General features: G+C 45.0%; 19 protein-coding genes and 2 riboswitches. Of the genes, 11 read left to right on the top strand and 8 right to left on the bottom strand.

Annotated elements, in window-relative coordinates:
* Positions 1-6 precede the first annotated feature (6 nt).
* Positions 7-771, top strand: coding sequence for an exodeoxyribonuclease III (locus G9G53_RS15445; RefSeq protein WP_165148785.1), 765 nt, complete (start codon positions 7-9; stop codon positions 769-771).
* Between the two features lie 86 nt (positions 772-857).
* On the opposite strand, the gene G9G53_RS15440 is transcribed toward G9G53_RS15445, so the two are convergent.
* The 3 genes from G9G53_RS15440 to G9G53_RS15430 are packed head-to-tail and all read right to left on the bottom strand — an operon-like array spanning position 858 to position 2851.
* Positions 858-1181: a hypothetical protein gene (locus G9G53_RS15440; RefSeq protein ID WP_238437838.1), complete on the bottom strand. Its 324-nt coding sequence runs from the start codon at positions 1179-1181 to the stop codon at positions 858-860.
* 26 nt (positions 1182-1207) lie between these two features.
* Positions 1208-1486, bottom strand: coding sequence for a hypothetical protein (locus G9G53_RS15435; protein WP_165148783.1), 279 nt, complete (start codon positions 1484-1486; stop codon positions 1208-1210).
* A gap of 18 nt (positions 1487-1504) precedes the next feature.
* On the bottom strand, positions 1505-2851 hold the full coding sequence (locus G9G53_RS15430) for a GH1 family beta-glucosidase (protein ID WP_165148781.1): 1347 nt from the start codon (positions 2849-2851) through the stop codon (positions 1505-1507).
* Between the two features lie 311 nt (positions 2852-3162).
* Between G9G53_RS15430 and G9G53_RS15425 the strand changes: the two genes are divergently transcribed.
* Positions 3163-4203, top strand: a complete 1041-nt coding sequence (locus tag G9G53_RS15425) for a LacI family DNA-binding transcriptional regulator (RefSeq protein ID WP_029518397.1) — start codon at positions 3163-3165, stop codon at positions 4201-4203.
* A gap of 85 nt (positions 4204-4288) precedes the next feature.
* Here G9G53_RS15425 and glpK read toward each other — a convergent pair whose 3' ends face one another.
* A complete protein-coding gene (glpK, locus tag G9G53_RS15420; RefSeq protein ID WP_165148779.1) occupies positions 4289-5782 on the bottom strand; it encodes a glycerol kinase GlpK in 1494 nt (497 codons plus the stop codon).
* Between the two features lie 32 nt (positions 5783-5814).
* Positions 5815-6639 carry an MIP/aquaporin family protein gene (locus tag G9G53_RS15415; protein WP_165148777.1) on the bottom strand — a complete coding sequence of 275 codons (825 nt, stop codon included), beginning with the start codon at positions 6637-6639 and terminating at the stop codon, positions 5815-5817.
* Between the two features lie 318 nt (positions 6640-6957).
* Here G9G53_RS15415 and G9G53_RS15410 point away from each other — a divergent pair, with 318 nt between their 5' ends.
* The 5 genes from G9G53_RS15410 (at position 6958) to G9G53_RS15390 (ending at position 13001) form a co-directional block, all read left to right on the top strand.
* The gene (locus G9G53_RS15410; protein ID WP_029518394.1) at positions 6958-8439 is read left to right on the top strand and encodes a PTS transporter subunit EIIC; all 1482 of its coding nucleotides are present in this window, start codon (positions 6958-6960) and stop codon (positions 8437-8439) included.
* A 198-nt stretch (positions 8440-8637) separates the two neighbouring features.
* On the top strand, positions 8638-9921 hold the full coding sequence (locus G9G53_RS15405) for an ABC transporter substrate-binding protein (protein WP_029518393.1): 1284 nt from the start codon (positions 8638-8640) through the stop codon (positions 9919-9921).
* Between the two features lie 33 nt (positions 9922-9954).
* Positions 9955-10830 (top strand): carbohydrate ABC transporter permease, encoded by an 876-nt coding sequence (locus tag G9G53_RS15400; RefSeq protein ID WP_029518392.1) that lies wholly within the window; start codon positions 9955-9957, stop codon positions 10828-10830.
* Between the two features lie 22 nt (positions 10831-10852).
* Positions 10853-11680 (top strand): carbohydrate ABC transporter permease, encoded by an 828-nt coding sequence (locus G9G53_RS15395; protein WP_029518391.1) that lies wholly within the window; start codon positions 10853-10855, stop codon positions 11678-11680.
* A 148-nt stretch (positions 11681-11828) separates the two neighbouring features.
* Positions 11829-13001, top strand: a complete 1173-nt coding sequence (locus G9G53_RS15390; protein WP_165148775.1) for an iron-containing alcohol dehydrogenase — start codon at positions 11829-11831, stop codon at positions 12999-13001.
* A 58-nt stretch (positions 13002-13059) separates the two neighbouring features.
* Here the strand turns inward: G9G53_RS15390 and G9G53_RS15385 are convergent, their stop codons facing one another.
* Both G9G53_RS15385 and G9G53_RS15380 read right to left on the bottom strand, forming a co-directional pair.
* Complete coding sequence (locus G9G53_RS15385) at positions 13060-14478, bottom strand: alanine/glycine:cation symporter family protein (protein ID WP_165148773.1); 1419 nt, start codon at positions 14476-14478, stop codon at positions 13060-13062.
* Positions 14479-14638: 160 nt separating this feature from the next.
* A riboswitch (glycine riboswitch) is annotated at positions 14639-14733 on the bottom strand.
* A gap of 8 nt (positions 14734-14741) precedes the next feature.
* A riboswitch (glycine riboswitch) is annotated at positions 14742-14828 on the bottom strand.
* A gap of 168 nt (positions 14829-14996) precedes the next feature.
* Positions 14997-16454 carry a glycoside hydrolase family 1 protein gene (locus G9G53_RS15380; protein WP_165148771.1) on the bottom strand — a complete coding sequence of 486 codons (1458 nt, stop codon included), beginning with the start codon at positions 16452-16454 and terminating at the stop codon, positions 14997-14999.
* A 221-nt stretch (positions 16455-16675) separates the two neighbouring features.
* Here G9G53_RS15380 and G9G53_RS15375 point away from each other — a divergent pair, with 221 nt between their 5' ends.
* From G9G53_RS15375 to G9G53_RS15360, 4 genes are all read left to right on the top strand, one after another.
* The gene (locus G9G53_RS15375; RefSeq protein WP_165148768.1) at positions 16676-17647 is read left to right on the top strand and encodes a LacI family DNA-binding transcriptional regulator; all 972 of its coding nucleotides are present in this window, start codon (positions 16676-16678) and stop codon (positions 17645-17647) included.
* 233 nt (positions 17648-17880) lie between these two features.
* Complete coding sequence (gene licT, locus G9G53_RS15370; protein ID WP_023990001.1) at positions 17881-18723, top strand: BglG family transcription antiterminator LicT; 843 nt, start codon at positions 17881-17883, stop codon at positions 18721-18723.
* 232 nt (positions 18724-18955) lie between these two features.
* Positions 18956-20812, top strand: coding sequence for a beta-glucoside-specific PTS transporter subunit IIABC (locus tag G9G53_RS15365; protein WP_165148765.1), 1857 nt, complete (start codon positions 18956-18958; stop codon positions 20810-20812).
* 256 nt (positions 20813-21068) lie between these two features.
* Positions 21069-21587 (top strand): thioredoxin family protein, encoded by a 519-nt coding sequence (locus G9G53_RS15360; RefSeq protein ID WP_029518385.1) that lies wholly within the window; start codon positions 21069-21071, stop codon positions 21585-21587.
* A 179-nt stretch (positions 21588-21766) separates the two neighbouring features.
* On the opposite strand, the gene G9G53_RS15355 is transcribed toward G9G53_RS15360, so the two are convergent.
* Entirely contained in the window at positions 21767-23140 is a 1374-nt protein-coding gene (locus tag G9G53_RS15355) for a sugar phosphate nucleotidyltransferase (protein WP_165148878.1), read from the bottom strand.
* Positions 23141-23207: the final 67 nt, after the last annotated feature.

The raw sequence follows: 23207 nt of genomic DNA, 5'->3' as shown, positions 1-23207 counted from the left end.
AATCAAATGAAATTAATATCTTGGAATGTAAATGGCTTAAGAGCCTGTGTGACCAAAGGGTTTTATACTTATTTAAAAGAAACGAATGCCGATATTTTTTGCGTACAGGAAACGAAGCTTCAAGAAGGGCAGATCCTCATGGAGAACATGGAGGAATACACACAATACTGGAATTATGCTGAGAAAAAAGGATATTCCGGCACGGCTATTTTCACCAAAATCAAGCCGCTCTCTGTGCATTATGGACTTGAAGAAAATGAAGAACCGGAGGGCCGAACCATCACTTTGGAATTCGAAAAATTTTATCTCGTCAATGTGTACACACCAAATACCAAACGGGACTTATCCCGACTGCCCTACAGACTGGAATGGGAAGACCGTTTTCGCAGCTACCTGCAACAACTGGATGCTTTGAAGCCTGTCATCGTGTGTGGAGACTTGAACGTAGCTCATCAGGAGATCGATCTCAAAAACGCCAAAGCTAACTACGGAAATGCCGGTTTTACGCCTGAGGAACGGGAACGCATGTCACAGCTGCTAGACGTCGGATTTATAGATACCTTCAGAACCTTTTATCCTGACCGGACGGATGTTTATTCCTGGTGGTCCTACATGCCAAAGGTGAGAGAAAGGAATATTGGCTGGCGGATCGATTACTTCCTCGTCTCGGAGAGACTTCGTTCGCTATTGATGGATGCGAACATTGATTGTCATATTACAGGCAGTGACCACTGTCCTGTGATATTGGAGTTGCAAGATATTTCAGCATAAGTCCCCTGCCCTGACACAAGGATTTATGAAACTTTAAAAAGCGGTCATGCTCTGTTATTGCAGCATGACCGCTTTAATGAATGGAGCTATGTCCCCAAATATACCTCGATACGGGAAAACAACCGCTCTCTCACATCTTGTGCCTCTTTATGATCTAATATAGCCTGTCTTATCGTCTTCTTTTCGCCACTAGCGTAATGCAGTACATACTGGGTCACTATGCATTCCGGTGGATAAGTATCCTTGCGATCCGTATTAAAATAAGTCACCTGACAGCTTCCGAGAAAACAGAAAGATAGCTCACCTGTAGCTGTGAACAGCCAGCCTGGCAGCTTGGGCTCCAGCTTCAAGGATAGGCCCCTATGATCATAGCCAAACGGCTGCCCGCCCGTCATCATCCATATCCACATATGAATAAATTCTGCCGTAGATCCGCTCAGCCTCGCGATATATCCCGTTCCATGCAAACTTGCATCAGCATTAGCACTGCTAGCAATAAAGGAGCTGTTCGGTTGGCCGGAAAAAACTCCATGATGGCTCCATTCTTATCCTCCACACCAAAGCTCGCAATTCCTTGTCCACGATTAACATAATACGCCCACAGAGGAATTCCCTGAACACCAGCAATACCGGGTAGAAAACTGGAAAAGGGCTTGGCCTGCGCAAAATTCTCAATCACAAAACGTCCTTGATCGTCAAAATAATACTGCTGCATCGTGCACCCCTTTTCTTTTTAAAACCCGTTATTCGCCATCACTTGCTTGAACCACAGCGCACTTTGTTTGGGTGTCCGTTCCTGCGTGTCGTAATTGATGTGTATAATCCCAAAACGTTTGCTGTATCCCCAGGCCCATTCGAAGTTATCGAGGAATGACCATACAAAATAGCCCTTAAGCTGACCTCCCTCCCCAATAAAGCGATGGCATGCCTTTAAATGTTCCTCAATGTAATGCTGACGCCCAATGTCTTCAATCTTTCCATTCACCAGTTCGTCCTTCATCGCTGCTCCGTTTTCTGTAATCAGGATGGGTAATCCTCTGGTAAAATCCTTCTCAATCCGTGTCAGCAGCTTATAAAAGGATTCAGGGTGAATCTCCCATCCCATATCCGTTACCGGTTCTTCTATGGAAATCTGCTCGACCTGAAGCAACGAAGCGTCTGTAGTCGCTCGAATGATACTGCGGGCGTAGTAGTTGATGCCCAAAAAATCCCCTGGCTGCTGAATCAGCTCCATATCACCAGGCTGTACAAAATCCAATCCGTTCAAGTGCTCCCCGTACCATTCCACCATATCCTCAGGGTATTTCCCGTTAAACAATGGCTCGGCAAACCAACGATTAATAAAGCCATCCCGCCGGACAGCAGCGGCTACATCCTCGGAGTGTTCAGAGGCTGCATCGACATGCTCCATGTTCAGCGTAATACCGATATTGCCCGTCAGGCCCTTTTCCTTGTGTAAGTTCATGGCTATCCCGTGACACATCAGAATATGATGAGCGGCAGCAAGAGCTTCCCTCCAGTTCTCATGGCCGGGGGCATGCTCGCCTGTGCCATAGCCCAAAATAGAGGCGCAGTAGGGCTCATTTATCGTATTCCACCAGCTTATACGCTGTCCAAATCGATCCATGATTACAGAGGCATACGTTTTAAAATGTTGGATAGTCTCTCGCTGCGTCCAGCCACCCTCGTCCTCAATCCATTGCGGCAGATCCCAATGATACAGCGTCAGCATTGGAATTAGCCCAGCCGACTCAATCTCATCCAGCAGACGCTCATAGAAGAGTAGCCCCTGTTCGTTAACCACGCCAGGTGCGGGAATAATGCGCGGCCAGGCCACGGAAAAACGGTAGTGTAAAAAGCCAAGTTGCTTCATTAATTGCACGTCTTCCTTAAAGCGGTGAAAATGGTCACAAGCCACATCTCCGCAGTCCCCTCCGATCACCTTCCCGGGTACTTGACAGAAAGTATCCCAAATAGAAGGCGTTCTTCCTTCCTCATCCACGCCACCTTCAATTTGATAAGAAGAGGTCGAAGTTCCCCACATAAACGTGGTGGGGAATGTATAGGTATTCTCATTCATACTTGGTATCATCCTTTCAGGAATCAAGACTTCACAGCTCCGGCTATCTTAGAATAAATGCACTTACCTTTACGAAAGCGGTTTAGTTAATTACAGCTACTATTATGTATCGGATAGCCTGTATTTGTAAATAGAGATTTGTAAATTATCAAATAAAATACAAATCACCGTTATTACTCCTTAAAATATTAGGAACCATCCTTTATTAGCACGGTTGACTCACTTCTATGAGGTAGCATAGAATACGAGTAATCATTAATTTTGAAAAACAAAGTCAATTTAACTAAATCAGTTTAGTTGCGGAGGATTCCATGAATATAAAAACAATAGCTAGTATGGCAGGCGTTTCAGTAGCAACGGTTTCGAAAATCATTAACAATTACACAGACATCAGTGAGGAAACCCGGCAGCGGGTACTTAAAATCATGGAGGAAACAGGCTATAGACCCTCCTCCTCGGCTAAAACGCTTGCTACCAAAAAATCTAATCTGGTAGGCGTTATATTCGCTGGTAAGCTGAATGTTGATTTTAGTCATCCTTTTTTTGTAGATATCATTAATGTCTTCAAAAAACAGATTGGCTTGCTTGGTTACGACCTATTGTTTTTTTCAAATGAGAAATTTCTGGATAATGGAGAGGACTATTTGGCTCGCTCGAAATATTTTTCAGTGGACGGGTGCATTATTATTGCTGGAGATGAAGTGGAGAAGAGTGTTTTTGATCTCGATGCCAGCCCTATCCCCTGTATCGGTGTCGATATTGAACTAACCGGAGCCAGTTCTTGCTACATTATGTCCGACAATCAGAAGATTTCAATGAAGGTTGTTGAGCACTTTTACATGAATGGATACCGCGACATGGGGTTTATAGGCATTGAACGCCCCTCCTTGGTTATTAAAGAGAGAGAGGAGGCCTTTATTGCTTCACTAAAACGGTTTAGTCTTGATGTTAGACCTGAATGGGTCGTGTATGGTAAGGACTACGCGGCAGAAGATGGATACCAGGTCGCGAAAGCGTGGATACAGCAAGGAAATTTACCAAAAGCTATTTTTGCGGCGACCGACCTGCTTGCCTTTGGTGCCATACGTGCTTTCAAGGAAAGCGGCTTGAGGGTACCCGAGGATATTGCTGTAGTGGGATGTGATGATATAGAAGCCTGTCGTTATACCGAACCTCCACTGACGACTGTAAAACAAGACAAGCAAAAAATAGGCCGTCTAGCTGCTATGGTGCTGTTTGACCTGATGAATAAACAAATGGATACCAAATGTATTAAAGTCGAGCCGGAACTGGTCATTCGTAGTTCCTGCGGAGCCGGCCAACATTGGAACCATACGAAGGTCAAAGGTTAGCTCATGCCTTAAAAAAGATGACTCCTGATAAGATTCAGAAGTCATCTTTTTGCAGTTTAATATTCAGAGACCCAGCGCTTAATCATTACTTGTAGGCCATCGTCGCATTCACAGCCTTTTTCCAGCCTTCATACAAGCCTGCACGTGTTGATTCATCCATATTCGGGGCAAAAGAGGTTTCCACCCTCACCCGCTTACGAAGTTCATCCGTACTCTTCCAATATCCAATAGCCAAACCTGCCAGACATGCAGCCCCCAGTGCCGTCGTCTCATGGATCACTGGCCGCTCCACCGTTGCATCTAAAATATCGCTCTGGAATTGCATCAGAAAATTGTTCAATACAGCTCCTCCATCCACCCGCAGCGTCTTCACCGCAATACCTGAATCGATCTCCATGGCTGTAAGCACATCCTTGGTCTGATAAGCGAGTGACTCCAATGTGGCGCGGATAAAATGCTCCTTCGTGGTCCCTCGTGTCAGGCCGAACATTGCTCCGCGCACCTCGCTATCCCAGTAGGGGCTCCCCAGTCCGACAAAAGCGGGGACAAGATACACTCCTTCCGTAGACGAAACACGAGCGGCATAAGGCTCACTGTCTTTCGCTTCACGGAACATACGCAGCCCGTCTCGCAGCCACTGGATCGCCGACCCCGCTACAAACACACTCCCCTCGAGTGCATATTGCACTTTGCCTTCCTCCAGTCCCCAAGCGATGGTCGTAATCAGGCCGTGTTTAGATTCAACAGGCTGATCCCCCGTATTCATTAGCATAAAGCAGCCTGTGCCGTAAGTATTTTTGATCATCCCTTTTTCGTAACATGCCTGACCGAACAAGGCTGCTTGCTGGTCACCTGCTGCACCGGCGATCGGTACATTCTGACCGAAGAAATGATAATCCACGGTGTGCGCATATACCTCAGAAGAAGGTCTTACCTCAGGCAGCATGATTTTCGGAACACCCAGAATGTCCAGCAGCTCTTCATCCCACTTTAGCTCATAAATGTTGTACATGAGCGTCCTGGCTGCATTCGAGTAGTCCGTCACATGTGCCTTTCCGCCGGATAGTTTCCAGATCAGCCACGAGTCAATCGTACCGAATAACAGGTCACCTCGTTCCGCCTTTTCCCGCGCGCCCTCTACATGGTCCAGTATCCACTTTACTTTAGTGCCTGAAAAATACGGGTCGATCAGCAGCCCTGTTTTGCTGTGAAACAGTTCCTCGTGCCCTTGTCGCTTCAATTCATCACAGATGTCCGAGGTTTGGCGTGATTGCCATACGAGTACATTATATACGGGCACTCCTGTATTTTTGTCCCACACAGCCACCGATTCTCGCTGATTGGTAATGCCGATGGCAGCCACTTGATTTGCTTTTACACCGGATTCGGAAAGACAGGAGGCAATGACTCCGAGAATAGAACTCCAGATTTCATTCGCATTCTGCTCTACCCAGCCGGGATGAGGAAAATATTGCGGAAATTCTCGCTGAGCCGAGTACACTACATCTCCCTCGCTATTGAACAAAATCGCTCTTGAGCTTGTCGTTCCCTGATCTAGTGACAAAATATATTTTCCCATTGTTCATCTCTCCCCGTGTAAATCCATCGTTTTTACGCTATAAGTTTGTGATCCTTTTTATGATTTTTATAAGTACGACTCATACGGAAGGTAATCAAGAGTACAATCACGATGATCCCTAGTAAAATCCAGAAAGCTGGAGTCACACTCCCCTTAAAAACAGCCTGATAAAATGGCCCTGCGAAAGATCCCCCCAATAGCGGTCCTATAATGGGCACCCATGCATATTTCCAGTTGGACGCCCCCTTACCGGGAATCGGTAGTAAATAATGCATCAGACGCGGCCCAAAATCCCTCGCTGGATTGATGGCATAGCCCGTTGTGCCTCCAAGGGATAAACCGATACTGACAACTAAAAAACCAACAATCAGCGGTTTCAGGCCGTCTGTAAATGAATTGGCACCAAACGACAGTAAAGCAAGAACAAAGATGAAAGTACCTATCATTTCACTAAGCACGTTGGCAAACGGATGATCAATAGCTGGTCCTGTCGCGAATACACTGAGTTTGGCTGCTGTGTCCTCCGTCTCTTTCCAGTGGGGCCAATAATGCAAAACGACGATGATCGCACCCGCCATGGCCCCAAGAAGCTGAGCCACAATATAGCCGGATACATCTTGCCATGGAAAACTACCCTGAAATGCCAACGCGAGTGTAACTGCCGGATTCAAATGCGCTCCGCTGATTTGACCCACTGCATACACCGCAATAGCTACCGCAAGCCCCCAACCCATTCCGACCACAATCCAGCCGGAAGCGTGGGCAAATGACTTTTTCAGGGACACCCCTGCGCACACTCCGCCACCTAGGGCAATAAGAATCATTGTCCCTATGAATTCGGCTGCGTATGGCGACATACAACCTACCTCCTCAATAGATCACCCGATTTTGATCGCTTTCATCGCACAAAAAAAAGAAAAGCCATCACAAATCAACCCTGTGCTGTACCATGGGATGTCTGCGTGGCTCTCTTGTCTCCGTCACGATTATTAACTTAAATTTGATACTATATAAGCATGTAAGCGATGTCAACTGCGGATTTACGTCATTTCATAGCTTAAAATAATCGTTGACCATGTTAGATCCCCCGATTTATGATGTAAAAAAATGGGCACAAGTAAGGATTTCAGGATGAATACGACACTCCCAAACTCGATGAAGAAGGGAAGATTGTTATGCTGAAATTTCTGCAAAAAATCGGCAAGTCGTTAATGCTTCCAGTAGCTACTCTACCCGCCGCAGGGATTTTGCAAGGATTAGCTCTGATTAATTATGAAACGGATATACCGTTTGGTCCCGTAGTTGGCGGATTTCTGAATCATTATGTCACTCCTTTTCTGAACGAGGGGGCGGGGGCTATCTTCGGTAACCTTGCGCTCATTTTCTCCATTGGTGTTGCCATTGGTCTGGCAGGCGACGCAGTAGCCGCATTATCGGCAGTCATTGCCTATATGGTGTTGACCCGTATTTTGGCGGCAGTGCCGGGTATATTTGCATATATTCCAGACGACGTCAAGCTGGACATGGGCGTATTGGGTGGTATTTTTATCGGTGGATGGTCTGCTTTTCTGTTTAAAAAATATCATAATATTCAGCTCCCGGATTGGCTTGGCTTCTTCTCAGGCAAACGTTTTGTCCCCATGATTACCGCCTTCACGACCATGATTCTGGCCATTCTGCTCGGAATGATCTGGAGTCCGGTACAAGATGGGATTGCAGCCTTCGGCAACTGGATTGTCGGGTTTGGCGGAATCGGATCAATGGTATTCATGATTGCCAATCGGCTGCTGATCCCGCTCGGTTTGCATCATGTACTAAACTCAATCGCGTGGTTTCAGATTGGTAACTATACGAATGCAGCTGGCGAAGTTGTTCATGGTGACCTGACCCGTTTCTTTGCAGGCGATAAATCAGCTGGTCTATTCATGTCCGGTTTCTTCCCTATTATGATGTTTGCTCTCCCGGCAGCCGCTCTCGCATTCATCCATACGGCTAAACCGGAAAAACGTAAAGCCGTCGCTTCCATTTTCATCGGTTCTGCGCTGGCATCGTTCCTGACCGGAATTACCGAGCCCCTCGAATTTTCGTTTATGTTCATTGCACCATTGCTTTACGGCGTTCATGCTCTGCTGACAGGCCTGAGCGGCCTGGTCGTATACCTATTGGATGTCAAACTGGGCTTTTCCTTTTCAGCAGGACTCATTGACTATTTGGTCAATATGAAACTCTCCACTCACCCATTGCGAATGATCCCGGTCGGGCTTGTCTTCGCCCTCATCTATTACTTTCTGTTCCGATTTATCATTCTCAAATTCAACCTAAAAACTCCTGGGCGTGAAGATGATGGAGAAGACAGTCTCCTGTCTGAGGCTAACGAATCTGTACCCAATAAAAAAGCAAACGCTACATCCGACACTCCGTCCAGTCAGGCAGGCAGGGTACTAACCTATCTCGGCGGTTCGGACAATATCCTAAGCATTGATGCCTGCATCACACGGCTGCGTCTTGTCGTCAAAGACGACAAAGCAGTTAACGATCAAGCTCTCAGGCAGCTCGGAGCGTCGGGAATCATCAGGCTTGGTAACGGTACCCTGCAGGTTATTTTCGGGACTCGGTCCGAAATTCTGAAAGATGAAATACTGCGGTTGATGTCATGAGCTGAATCCCTAACTTAAGTACGTGCGTTCTTCATATAACAGACGCACGTGCTTTTTTTTTATGGATAAACGTTTCAAATTTTTTGTTTTTGGTTAAGGCAATGCACATAAATGGGTAACAGCTTCATATGATGGAGCTAAACCATTTACAACTTGTTTAGCAGGCAGATTATCTCAGACAGCAAGGAGGGAAATGATGTGAAGACAGTACAATGGTTGGTATTATGTCTTGCTTTTCTCACTATGTTCAGTGCTTGTAGTGGACCCTCGTTCTCTGAAAGTCAATCATCTGAAACTAATTTGTCAAATGGAAAAAAGATAACGCTTACATTATGGTATTGGAACCGTTCCATTGATGATGAACTACTCGCCCAAGCGGAAAAACACTTTCCCAACATTGAATTAAAAACTCAAAAAATAGGTGGTGACTTCAAAGCTAAACTGAAGACAACGCTCGCAGCTCGTTCTGGTGAACCAGACATCGTAGCTCTGAACGACTGGATGGTGGAGCTATTTCCAAGTGCGGATCGTTTTTATGATTTAAGGGAGCTCGGAGCAGACCGCCTAAAAGATCAATATTTGGAATGGAAATGGAATCAGGGGATCACTCCTGATGGTAAAATGATTGCATTTCCCATGGATACTGGGCCTACTGCCCTCTTCTATCGAAGCGATCTATTTAAGCAAGCAGGCTTGCCTAGTGATCCTGAAAAGGTTAGTGCCTCGATCCGCACATGGGATGATTACATGGCAGCCGGAGAACAACTTCAGCAGAAATTCGGAAGCCGTTCGTTTTTGGCTGATAATATTGTAAACGTTTACAATCAAGTGCTCGCTCAGCATACAAACCTCTACTTCAAGCCGGATGGCAGCTATATTGGCAATCAATCTCCTGACATCCGTCTGGGCTGGAAAACCGCTGTCGATTTCCACAAGAAGCATCTGCTCGCCAATGCGGATGGCTGGACTCCCGAATGGAACGCTTCGGTCAATAACGGCAAAATTGCCTCTTTTGTAGGGGCTGTTTGGATGAAGCAAGTTCTCACAGAGGCCGCGCCGGATACAGCTGGCAAATGGAGAGTCGCCCGTGCTCCTGGAGGAGACGGCAACCTGGGTGGTTCGTTCATTTCTATCCTCAAATCCAGCAAACATCCCAAAGAAGCCTTTGAAGTCCTGACCTGGCTGCAAAACCCGGAACACCAGTTGGAAGCCTACCACAAAATCGGTCTGTTCCCGTCCACTCCCGGCGTCTATAACGATCCTATCATGGGGACACCCGAGCCTTTCTTTGGGGGTCAGGCCACCGGACTCATCTTCGCCGCCTCCGCACGTCATGTGAAAAGCAGCTATTTCGGCGAGCGCTACCCTGTCATCCACGGCATTGTGACCCGTCGCCTTGCTAATGTTGCCAAGCAGGATGCTAATCCTGATGCATTATGGACGGAAACCATGGAACGAATCGAACGGGAATTACAGCGATAAAAAAACAAAATTCAAAAAAGGCGTGTGGACAATATGCTGAGAGAAATCTGGAAGCACCGTGCCGTTTATGCTGCGATCTCGCCGTTTTATCTGCTGTTTGGCATCTTTGGACTGTTTCCGATTGGTTTTTCATTATACCTGGCGTTTCACAAATGGGACGGAATCGGAGACATGACCTACAACGGCTGGGGCAACTTTCGCTACCTTGTAACAGATCATGAATTTTGGCAGGCTGTAGGCAACACCTTTGTGATCTGGGTGTATGCAACAATTCCAATGCTATTCTTCGCACTGATTATTGCCTTTCTGCTTTATGCCCCATTTGTGAAAATGCGCACCTTATGGCGAGTTGGATTCTTCCTGCCCAATGTGACGTCTATTGTGGCTGTCGCCATCATATTTGGTGCCTTATTTGCCAACAATTTCGGATTTCTCAACTACCTTCTGCAACTCTTGGGACTGCCCATGGTTCAATGGCTGAATGTGCCATGGGGTATCCAAATTGCCATTTCTTCTATGGTCGTATGGAGATGGATGGGCTATAACGCAATCATCTATCTGGCCGGACTTCAGAGTATTCCGCATGTGCTGTATGAGGCCGCCAAAATAGACGGAGCAACCGGAGCGCAAGCTTTTTTCCGCATCACTATCCCCATGCTGCGCCCAGTCATTCTGTTTACGGTCATTACGTCCACCATCGGCGGTATGCAACTCTTCACCGAGCCACAGGTCCTGGTCGGTAATGACGGCGGTTCCGGGGCAAGTGGCATGACCATCGTTTTATACCTGTACCGCGAGTCGTTCATTAACAACTATTTTGGATATGGTGCAGCCGTCGGATGGGGCATGTTCCTCATCATTGCTCTATTCTCCATCATCAACTGGAAACTCGTTCAAGGTAAAAAATAACGATGGGAAGGAGCTTCACAACATGATGCAGACACGTGCAAAATCCTTTGTTTTATATGCCGGATTGTTGGTGGGAATCATCCTGTCGATGTTTCCATTTTACTGGCTGATCGTCATGGCAACCCGTACAACTTCAGACATCTATCGTTTTCCACCGCAATTGTGGTTTGGCGGCCACTTCTTGGATAACATAACGAGAGTATTGCAGCAGATTAATTTTGCCGGAGCCTTTTTTAATACCCTTTTTGTAGCCGGTTCTGTTACCTTATTGGTTCTGTTTTTCGATTCGCTGGCAGGTTTCGCATTCGCCAAGTTTGATTTTCCGGGCAAAAAAGTGCTATTTATCGTTCTGCTAGCTACAATGATGGTCCCTTCACAACTTTCGCTTGTCCCCTCCTTTGTCATGATGGCCACCTTTGGATGGGTAGGTACGTTCAAAGCGCTTATTATCCCGGGGATGGTAAATGCCTTCGGCATTTTCTGGATTCGTCAATATGCGGAAGAATCCATTCCAAAGGAGCTGCTGGATGCGGGGCGGATGGACGGATGCAGCTTTTTTCGGCTGTACTTGAATGTAGCACTGCCTATTCTACGTCCTGCGTTCGCTTTTCTCGGCGCGTTTACCTTTATAGGAGCCTGGAATGATTATTTATGGCCGTTAATCGTCTTAACGGATGAGCGTAAATTCACACTCCAGATTGCACTGTCACAATTAAACGGGATATACAATACGGATTATGCGATGGTCATTGCGGGCACCCTGCTTGCTGTACTGCCACTTATAATTTTATTTCTTTTCATTAGCCGCCAGTTTATTTCCGATCTTGCCGCCGGAGCGGTCAAAGATTAGATTTATTTGAATTCCCTTATTCATTTCATGTATAATAGTTAATCGTCATTTCAAATAGCTTACATGGTAAAGTTAGGTATTCAACAGGCAATCAGGTTAAGCGATTTACGATTTGAACATGAACTATGAACTGAGGGGAACTTTCCAGATGAACAAATTCACATATTATAACCCCACCAAATTAATATTTGGAGACAATCAAATTGAAGAACTGCAGCAGGAGCTGCTGAATTACGGCAAAAATATTTTACTGATATACGGAGGCGGAAGTGTCAAGCGAAATGGTCTGTATGACCAGGTATTAAACGCGTTAGAGCCGCTACATCTTAACATTCATGAATTGTCCGGCGTAGAGCCGAATCCGCGCTTGTCCACCGTTAAGAAGGGCATCGACATTTGCCGAAATGAAAACATCGACTTCTTACTTGCAGTAGGCGGCGGAAGCGTTATTGATTGCACCAAAGCCATCGCAGCAGGGGCTGAATATGACGGCGATGTGTGGGATATTATCAATAAAAAGCACATGCCTACCCAGGCTCTGCCATTCGGTACCATCCTCACACTCGCCGCTACCGGTTCAGAAATGAATCCAGATTCTGTTATCACCAACTGGGAAACAAACGAAAAATACGTATGGGGCAGCGCGGTGACGCATCCGAAATTCTCGATTCTGGACCCAAAAAACACCTTCTCTGTGCCACGTGATCAGACGGTATATGGCATGGTGGATATGATGAGCCATGTATTTGAACAGTATTTTCACAATGTTAAAAACACACCGTTGCAAGATCGTATGTGCTTTTCCGTGCTGCAAACCGTAATCGAAACTGCACCTAAGCTGTTGGAGGATTTGCACAACTACGAGCATCGCGAAACGATTTTATATGCCGGAACGATTGCTCTTAACGGAACACTGCAAATGGGCTACTTCGGGGACTGGGCTTCGCATACGATTGAACATGCATTATCTGCTGTATATGATATTCCTCATGCTGGCGGTCTGGCGATCCTATTCCCCAACTGGATGAGACATACGGTGGATCAGGATGCTGCACGCATGAAACGGCTGATGCTCAGTATGTTTGACTTAGACACCGTAGGTAAAACAGATAGAGAAATCGCCTTGGAAGGTATTGACCGTCTTAGTGCATTCTGGACAAGTCTCGGTGCCCCTTCCACCCTGGCCGATTACAATATTAATGATGAGCAATTGGAAAAAATCGCAAACATTGCAGCCCGTGAAATGGAATACGGAGGCTTCGGTAACTATAAAAAGCTTAATCAAGGAGATATTTTAGCTATTTTGCGCGCATCGTTATAACATTTAAAAAGGGAGTGTCCTCAAGCCTGTGATGGCTGAGGGCACTCCCTTTTGGAATTTATGAATTAACCGTTTGTCCCTTTTCTTCTACTTGAATAGCTGCCCCTACACTGGCACCTGCAAGAATGCCCTTTTTCTTATTAGGATACAGAGAATCCATATAGGTTCGGGTTTCTGCAACTACGATTCCCGATAAGCCAAGCAGTGCAATCAGATTCGGGAAAGCCATCATTGCGTTAAAGATATCTGCCAGCAGCCAAATGGCTTCCAACTTGATGAACGCACCTCCTGCCACAAGTGCGATGAACAAATAACGGTATGGTTTAATCCATTTGACACCCAGTAAATATTCAACACAACGTTCCCCGTAGTAATTCCAGCCCAGTATCGTTGTGAATGCAAATAAAATAAGGCTAATCGTCACGAGTTCTGCACCAGCCGGAAAGGCACTGGAAAACGCATGCTGGGTCATCAGACCTCCATCGTCATTTCCACTCCATATTCCCGTAACCAGCAACGTAAATCCCGTCAGATTACAAATAATCATCGTATCGATAAATACGCCTGTCATGGATATCAACCCTTGTTCTGCAGGCCATTTCGTCTTAGCAGCAGCTGCTGCAATTGGCGCACTTCCCAAACCGGCTTCATTAGCAAAAATACCTCTGGCAACTCCACTTCGCATCGCCAACATAATCGTCGCTCCGGCAAATCCACCCGTTGCAGATGTGGTCGAGAAGGCCCCTTGTAATACTAAAGCAATCGCATGAGGAAGCTCTCCTGCAAACTTAATGAGTACAATTAAGCAAACTACGATATAGAGCCCCGACATGAATGGAACAATCTTTGTGGATACCTTGGCAATACTTTTGAGTCCTCCAATCGTAACAACAGCAGTTAACACGGAAATAATGATCGCTGTAACTACCGTTGGCACTCCAAAGCTACTTTCCGTCGAAGAAACGATAGCCTTTACTTGCGGAAAAGTACCGATTCCAAATAGGGCTACAAGAACACCAGAAAAGGCAAACAACATCGCCAGCGGCTTGAAACGGCGGCCAAGTCCGTTTTCAATATAATACATCGGACCACCCGAAAATTGTCCGTTCCGGTCTTTAACACGGTATTTAACGGATAATAATCCTTCCGCATATTTGGTTGCCATCCCGAAAAAAGCTGCAACCAGCATCCAGAATAATGAACCGGGCCCACCCAGCTTGATCGCTGTCGCCACGCCAACAATACTTCCTGTACCTACAGTAGCTGCCAGTGCCGTACTCAATGCACCGAAGCTGCTTACATCTCCGCTACCTTCGTCCGGCGCTTTACCAATTAGCTTGAGCGCCAAAGGCAATCGAATAACCTGAAGCAGCTTCAAGCGGATCGTTAGCCACAACCCCGTGCCCATCACGAGAATAAGAAGCGGCGCTCCCCATATCCAGCTGTCAATCGTTTCTAACACATGTACCAAATTCATTTTCAACCCGCTCCTCCAACATATTAGAAAACAAAAAAGAGTCAAATCAGCTGATTCGACTCCTGGAGAGGTTAAAGGCACGAAAAAATACAACCATCTTGTGCAGGTTTCTACCTCTAATAGCTCATAAAAAAGCCTAGGGTATTCCCTGTCACAGGTTATTCGCGTCTCTGTCCTTTTGCCTGAGAGTTTAAGCAGATGTTCTCTGCGGTGCACCTTCGGCGCCCAATTAAGGGTCTCTCCAGAGTTCTGTCCGTTTACGGTCCCCGCTTGTGGCTGTAACCAGCCTAAGCACCTGAGAGTTTTGCCCCTTCGGTCGGAACCTTCGTTCCATCTCCCGCAAACATCAACCAGACATATGAAATTTTTATTCATTATACAGAAAACTTTCAGCTTATTACAAGTGAAAAGTTTGTGAAGCCCTCTGAAATATTATTATTGAGTCTATCAAAAAAGCGGGTACAGCAGATCGCATCCTTAGGATGTCCTCTGCTATACCCGCCCGAGATGATATGGAATTACAATTCTTCACCATTGGTTGCTATCACATTTTTATACCAATTAAAAGAGTCTTTTTTGGAGCGTTTGAGCGTTCCGTTACCGTCATCATCCAGATCAACGTAAATAAATCCGTAGCGCTTGGACATTTCGGAAGTAGACATGCTCACAAGGTCGATAGGGCCCCAGCTGGTGTAACCAATCAGATCAACACCGTCGGCAATCGCTTCCTTCATTTGGGCAATATGCTGACGCAAGTAATCAATGCGATATGTGTCATGCACAGAGCCATCTTCCTCCACCTTATCATATGCACCCAAGCCATTTTCCACGATGAACAGAGGCTTTTGATAGCGATCATAAAACGTATTCAGTGTAACACGCAGGCCGATCGGATCGATCTGCCATCCCCAGTCGGAGGACTGCAGATACGGATTTTTCACGCCGCCAATCAGGTTTCCTGCTGCTTTCTCGCCTTCTGGACCTGCCGATACGGTCAAGGTCATGTAGTAGCTAAATGAGATAAAATCAACTGTATTATTTTTCAAAATTTCGTCATCGCCGGGTTCTGTCTGGATCACAATATTATTTTCTTCAAAATAACGATTCATATAGTTGGAATATTCCCCACGGGCATGCACATCCGTAAAGAATAGGTTCATCTGATTTTCATGCTGGGCTTTCAGTATATCCGCTGGGTTACACGTATGTGGATAGCTTTCTATACGTGCCAACATACAGCCGATCTGAGCACCCGGGATGATCTCATGTCCCCGTTTGGTTGCCAGTGCACTAGCTACAAATTGATGATGCAATGCTTGATATATCGCTTGCTGTTTGTTTTCTACACGGTCAATAACCACACCGCCACCGGTGAACGGACTCATGGTCATTACATTGATTTCATTAAAGGTCAGCCAGTATTTTACTTTATCCTTATAGCGTGTAAACACCGTTTCGGCATAATTGACGTAATGCTGTATGACTTCACGACCCAGCCAGCCATTATACTTCTGAGTCAGACCTAGCGGTGTTTCATAATGTGACAATGTTACCAAGGGCTCAATATTATATTTGCGCAGCTCATCAAATACATTGTCGTAGAATTGCAATCCTGCTTCATTCGGCTCGTGATCATAGCCATTCGGGAAAATCCGCGACCAGTGGATGGACATACGAAATACTTTAAAGCCCATTTCAGCGAACAATGCAATATCTTCTTTGTAGTGGTGGTAAAAGTCCACACCTTCACGTTTTGGGAAACGGGCATTGACTTTGCCTGCCAAAATGTCTTCGAGTCGCTCGGACGAAATCTCTATAGCGTGATCGTTCTTACGTTCCGCTTTGGGTACATAAGCAATCATGTCTGCGCTGGACAAGCCTTTTCCATCTACGTCAAAAGCACCTTCCAATTGGTTGGCTGCAGTTGCCCCGCCCCACAAGAAGTTTTTCGGAAATCCTTTTAGCATCTTCGTCATGGTATAAAGACCTCTTTCCGTATATAAGATTTTCACTTTGGCCTAAGTAATCCCATCAAATGCTGCAAATGTGAATCCATACCTACCATACCTAACGGTAACCGTTCTCCTTTGAAATGCATTGACAGATGCTTTAAAATAGACGTAATGCCCTCATAAGCATCCTAATCGTTGTAACGCGTTTCATGTCAAGTATTTTTTCTTATGTGAGGAGAAGCACCATGTCGAATCTTGATCAAATTGCAAAACTGGCGGGCTTTTCCAAGGCTACGGTATCCAGAGTATTAAATCAGTCCCCCCATGTAAGCCAAGAAACCAGATCTAAAATATTGAAAATCATGCAGGAGTTGGATTACGTTCCTAATCGGAATGCCATTTCTCTATCCAAGGGTCAAACGCTTCAGATTGGCATCATCACTTCAACGATCAATGAAATTGTTCTCGCTTTTCTGGACAGTTTTGTGGAAGTAGCAGGCCAGTATGAATTTCAAACCATTATTTATACTTCGGGAGAAGACAAAAAGAAAGAGCTTCAAGCTTTTGAAGATTTAAAAAGAAAAAGAGTCGACGCGCTGGTCATCATTTCCTGCGTGAATGACACTGATTTTTTGAGTACCTATTGTAAATATGGCCCGATCGTGGCCTGGCAACGAATGGAGCATACCGATATTCGCTCCGTGGCAATGGATCAATATGAAGGTTACATGCTAGCACTAAAGCATTTGATACAAAAAGGCTATACCCGTATAGCCAATGCTTTTGGTCGTCCAAGCAGCATCAATACCCATAGCAGACAACGAGCCTATGAACAGATCATGAGTGAGCACAATCTGCCAGTGTTGCAACACTGGAATCACTCTTCAATTTATAATATCCGTGATGGCGAACAGGTCGTACGGGATTTGTTACAGCATCGGGGGGAATTCCCAGAGGCTATTTTATGTGCTAACGATTATGTAGCTGTGGGCATTCTCTGCGAAGCACGCAGACAACGGCTGAACGTACCGGGAGATCTGGCGATTGTTGGGTTTGATAACACGGAGCTGTCGCATACGTTGGGGATTACAACGATTCAAAATCCTATCATGGCTCAAGCACAAAATGCTTTTTTCATGCTTTCCCCCCAGCTGATTGGACGCCAAATGGAGCTTCATTCGCTAGAGTACAGCCTCATTGAACGTACGACCACATAAGGTAACGCTTTACTTGCAAATTAGGCAAAAGGGTCTTGATATAAAATGTTTTTTGTCGAAACAGAATAAAAAATGTTGAAATCGCTTTTTTTTGTGCTACAATAGCACTATATCGAAGGATTGTGACCGGTGATGCGGGCAATGCCTGAGTTCAATTGAGTACTATTGCTAACAATAGTATTGAATTGTGCTTAGGCATTTTTTATTGGTAAAGGATGGGAGGGGGAACTTCAATGATTATTGAGAAGGTGCTCAATAACAACGTCCTATTGACTAAAAACGATAAAGGCAAAGAGGTCATCGTGATGGGAAGAGGTATTTCCTTCAAAAAGGTGGCTGGCGATCAAGTCGATGATGATAAAATAGATAAGATTTTCATGTTAAATGAAAACGAGTTCACGGCCAAACTAACCGAGCTGCTGAACGATATTCCTGTATCTCATCTGGAGGTCGTGAATGAAATCGTAACCCATGCAACAGAAGTGTTGGATACGGAGTTAAGCGATAATATTTATTTAACGTTGACCGACCATATTCATTTTGCCATACAACGGCAAGAAAAAGGACTGGCACTCCAAAACGCGATGCTGTATGAAATTAAACGCTTTTACAAAAAAGAATTTGCAGTTGGACTGGATGCTCTCCAAAAAATTGAAAATACGCTCGGAGTAAAATTGGGCGAAGATGAAGCGGGATTTATTGCATTGCATATGGTGAATGCACGGATTGACGGTAACGAAATGAAATCTACACTGAAAATGACCGAGATTGTCCAACATATATTGAACATTATTACGTACCATTACGGGATTGTGCTGGATGAGTCTTCTTTTAGCTATTCGAGATTTTTGACACATTTGCAATATTTTGCGATGCGAGTGATTCGTAAAGAAGTCATTCACAGTGGTGAAGAATTCTTGTACAACCAGGTGAAGCAGACGTATACCGAAGCTTTTGCTTGCGCCCAAAAGATCAATGAGTATCTGGAAAAAACATACGATCAATATTTAAGCAAGGATGAATACGTATATCTAACTATCCATATTCATCGGGTAACTGAGCGTAATAACATATAAGACTAACAACTTCATACCCCTCATCGTTCATGGATTGTGACTGGTAAGGCAGGCAAAACCTAAACTGATGGTGAAATCGACGTTCCCTTATAGGAAGAGTGCGCAGTTTTCACCACGAGTTTAGGTTTTTCTTGTTTACAAGGTTAAAAAGATGCATGCCGGCGCATCTTAGCAACAAATGTAAACGGTAAACCCTATCAGTAGCAAGAATAACCCATAAGGAGTTCTAAATATGAGTGATAAAGAACTATCTAAAAAAATAGTGACTCTCGTTGGCGGCGAAGAGAATGTCAATTCCGTATTCCATTGCGCTACACGCTTGAGATTTAAATTAAAAGATCGCACAAAAGCAGACAAAGCTGCACTGGAAGCAACACCTGGTGTCATTACAGTGGTGGAAAGCAGCGGCCAGTTCCAAGTGGTCATCGGCAACAATGTAGGTCAAGTATTTGAGCATATGATGGCAGAAACGAATTTGCAGGATGCAGACAATCCTAATGCCAAAAAGGAAGAATCTTCCGAAAAAACAAATGTTCTCGGCAAAGCGGTCGATATCATTTCCAGCATTTTCTCACCTCTCTTGGGTGCTCTTGCCGGAGCAGGTTTGCTCAAAGGGATTATGGCCTTAATTGCGTCGCTTCATTGGATTGATACTACAAGCGGTACGTATCTCATTTTGAACGCCGCTTCGGACAGCGTATTTTATTTCTTGCCTATATTCCTGGCTATTACTTCGTCCCGTAAATTTAAGACAAATGCCTTTGTATCGGTCGCAGTTGCTGGAGCACTCGTGTACCCGGATGTTATTGCAGCGGTGGACCATCCGGCAAAACTGGCTTTTCTCGGGATTCCAATCATTCTGATAAAATACAGTTCCAGCGTAATCCCAATTATTCTCGCGGTATGGGTACAGTCCTATGTGGAACGTTGGTTTAATTCCTTTGTTCATCAATCGGTTAAAAACATTATCGTCCCTATGCTATCACTGCTAGTTGTTGTTCCGTTGACGTTTTTGGCCTTTGGTCCAGTCGGTAACCTGATCAGTCAAGGCTTGGCGAACGGTTTTACATGGGTATACAATTTAAGCCCATTGATCGCCGGAGCTGTGGCTGGTGCATTCTGGCAAGTGTTTGTTATTTTCGGTGTACATTGGGGCTTCGTTCCTATTATGCTGTCCAATATTGCTACATTGGGTTATGACACGATGCTTCCGATGCTTACAGCAGCCGTACTTTCTCAAGCCGGTGCAACACTGGGGGTATTCCTGAAATCTAGAAATACTCAAATGAAGGCTTTGGCGGGTTCCTCTACACTGGCGGCTGTATTCGGGATTACAGAACCAACGATTTATGGTGTAACTTTGAAATTGAAAAAGCCTTTTATTTATGCTTGCATATCCGGTGGTATTGGTGGCGCTATTATCGCTTCTGGCGGAGCGACTGCAAAATCCTTCTCCCTACCTAGTTTACTGGCGCTGCCAACTTATTTTGGAACTGGATTCTTGTGGGTAGTCATCGGTTTGCTCGTTGCCTTTGTACTCGCAGTTGTGTTGGTTATGATTTTGGGCTTTGATGATCCAAAAGAAGAAACTGCAAAAACAGAAGCTGCGCCTATAAAGAAAGAAGTGACAATCGAGAAAGAAATTCTCGTAAGCCCACTGCAAGGTAAAGTATTGCCTTTGGAACAATCTTCTGATGTTGCTTTTGCTTCAGGTGCTATGGGGAAAGGAATCCTTATTGATCCTACAGAGGGTGTGCTGACATCTCCTGTCAATGGAACGATTACGACCGTATTCCCAACCGGACATGCCATCGGTATTACTTCCAATGACGGAGCAGAAATTCTGATTCACGTTGGTGTGAATACAGTGAAGCTGAAAGGACAATTCCTTGACAAGCGCGTCAAAGAGGGTGATGTAGTGAAGCAAGGGCAATTGTTGCTCGAATTTGATATCGAACAAATTAAGGCGGCAGGCTATACAACGACTACGCCGATTATCGTAACAAATTCCGCTCAATACCTGGACGTATTGAACACAATGGAAACTGAAGTGAAGCGTGAGGATTACTTGTTGACTGTTGTGGTCTAACATTTAATTATCAGACTAGGGCATTTTGCATAAATCCCAGGAGCGTTTTCAAATCAGCAGTATATAGATCGAAATGCTTTAATTCGTCTATATACTGTACTTACAAGCGTTGGGAATCGAATTATGCAAAATGCTGACTAAAGAAGCTTTCCCTACGGGAAAGCTTCTTTTTTATACATAATGAGACAAGTGTTACAGTGAAAAACGAAAAAATCATTTATTGTAAGTTTGAGATTGTAAAAAAAGGAGGGTTTCTGTGAAAAAAGGATATATCGCCGGGTTAAGTGTCATTGTATTGCTTCTCATTGGTATCGCTATTTCAGCTGTAGTTAAATTTCAAGATCTGGAGCAGGTTGTTCAGCAGAAAGATAAAGAGATCCAAGCAAGCAAAAGCAATTATCCCGAAATATATGACCACTTGAATGCGGTTACACTAGATGGTTTTAAGCGTTTGATTCAGCAGGATCAAAGTGTGTTTGTCTATGTCGGCAGACCGAGTTGTGGCGATTGCAATCGGTTTGAGCCTAACTTTAACAAGATGATCGAACAGTATAATCTAGGCTCTAAAATTACTTTTTTGAACGTTCACAAAATCCATAAGGACAAGCCTCAATGGAATAAATTCAAAGAGGATTACAACGTTAAATACACCCCCACTATTGCAGAATTCAGAAACGGCAAGCTGGTTGATAAAATAGAATGGACGCCCAAAAGAGACCTCAGTACGGACGCTGTAAAAGAGTGGCTGACTTCCAAGAAAATTATTATTTTATAAGTCTCTTTTCTATTCAATTCATTACAAACACAGAGAACTGTTTATGCAAAAAAAAGGTATTCATTCGTATAACGCATGAATACCTTTTTAGGAATGAACAGGCATCTAAGCTCTAATAAAAAATAGTTCCTACTACTCTTCACTGCCTTCTGATAAACCTCGTTCGTATCTATCAGTCCCTATATTGTAGACACTTCATGAGTATGGTCGTCAATCGAATCAGGAAATTCATAACGGATAATATCCGTTTCGGATACGATATGTCCGATTTGTGACTCAATGAATTCTAAATCTCCTTCTACTGCCCCTATAAAATGCTTTGTACCGGGTTCAATGACGATGACCTCACCGGGGCTGACTGTCTGTATCACGCCATTGATAGAGACACTCCCGGTTCCAGAAACTATAGTCCAAACTTCTTTACGAAACTGATGCTCATGATAGCTGATAAATCTCCCGTTTGAAATGACCACGCGTTTGGTCACTGTCTGCAATCCACTTGCTGCCGCTTGATGGGATAACACCGTTTGCTTTCCCCAGAAGCGCTCCTCAAAACGTGGTCCGATTTCAATTTCCGCCACCATATCCTTAATTCCTGTGGATGACTGCCGATCCGTAACCAGCACGCCATCCGGCCCGGCAACGACGATAATGTCCGGGACATTCCAGATACTGACCGGAATCTCCAGTTCATTGATGATATGCGAGTCATGTGAAGCTTCTGAAATATATCCTGGACCACTCAGCTTCGAACTTACTTCTCTCACCAACGAATCCCATGTGCCCAAGTCTCTCCACTCTCCATGATATGGAAGCACAGAGAGCTTATGAGTATGCTCTACTACCGCAATATCGAAGCTAGTTTTAGGCAAGTCTGCATAATTTGTCGAAAGAGATTCATAGTCGGATGGTATACCCATTTGCTTCAGAATATCCAATAAAAAGCCCAGTCTAAAAGCAAACACCCCGCAATTCCATAAGGCCCCTTCACGGATCAACGCTTCTGAACGAATCAGATCCGGCTTTTCTACAAATGAACTAACCCTATAATATGGCTGGTCAAGTGAAGGAGAGGCTGAAGGCACAATATATCCGTATTTATCAGAGGGTTCCGTCGGAGCAGCCCCCATTAATGCGATATGGCTTCCTGATTGCTCTAATATGGAAGGAAGCCTGCGCAGATGCTCAAAAAATTCATCCCCCGCATACCCGTCCACAGGCATGACCCCTACGATCTCGTCGCGTGATGCGCCTGCAACGTCATGCAAGTAGGCCGTAGCCAGGGAAATGGCCGGGAAGGTATCCCGCTGAGTCGGCTCCTCAATGACTACAGCATCTCCGCCAATTTGTCCTCGAATCAGCTCGGCCTGAGTTCCACTCGTTGAAAAATAGGCCTCATCTGCCAAATTCGCCTCATCTAATTGCCTCCATATTCGTTGCAGCATACTTTCGGGCCGTTCGTCGTGACGTAGTATGGAAAGAAACTGCTTGGGACGGTTCACATTGGATAAGGGCCACAGACGTTTACCCGAACCTCCAGATAATAAAATCATTCGCAAAGATGCAACCTTCTTCCTGTAAATTAATATTTTTCTTACATTATAAGACTGTTCATTTTTC

The organism is Paenibacillus sp. EKM206P (assembly GCF_011066155.1).
Taxonomy (GTDB): domain Bacteria; phylum Bacillota; class Bacilli; order Paenibacillales; family Paenibacillaceae; genus Paenibacillus; species Paenibacillus polymyxa_D.
Note: the sequence above shows the minus strand (reverse complement) of the source record. Positions and strands in the feature narration are given on the sequence as shown.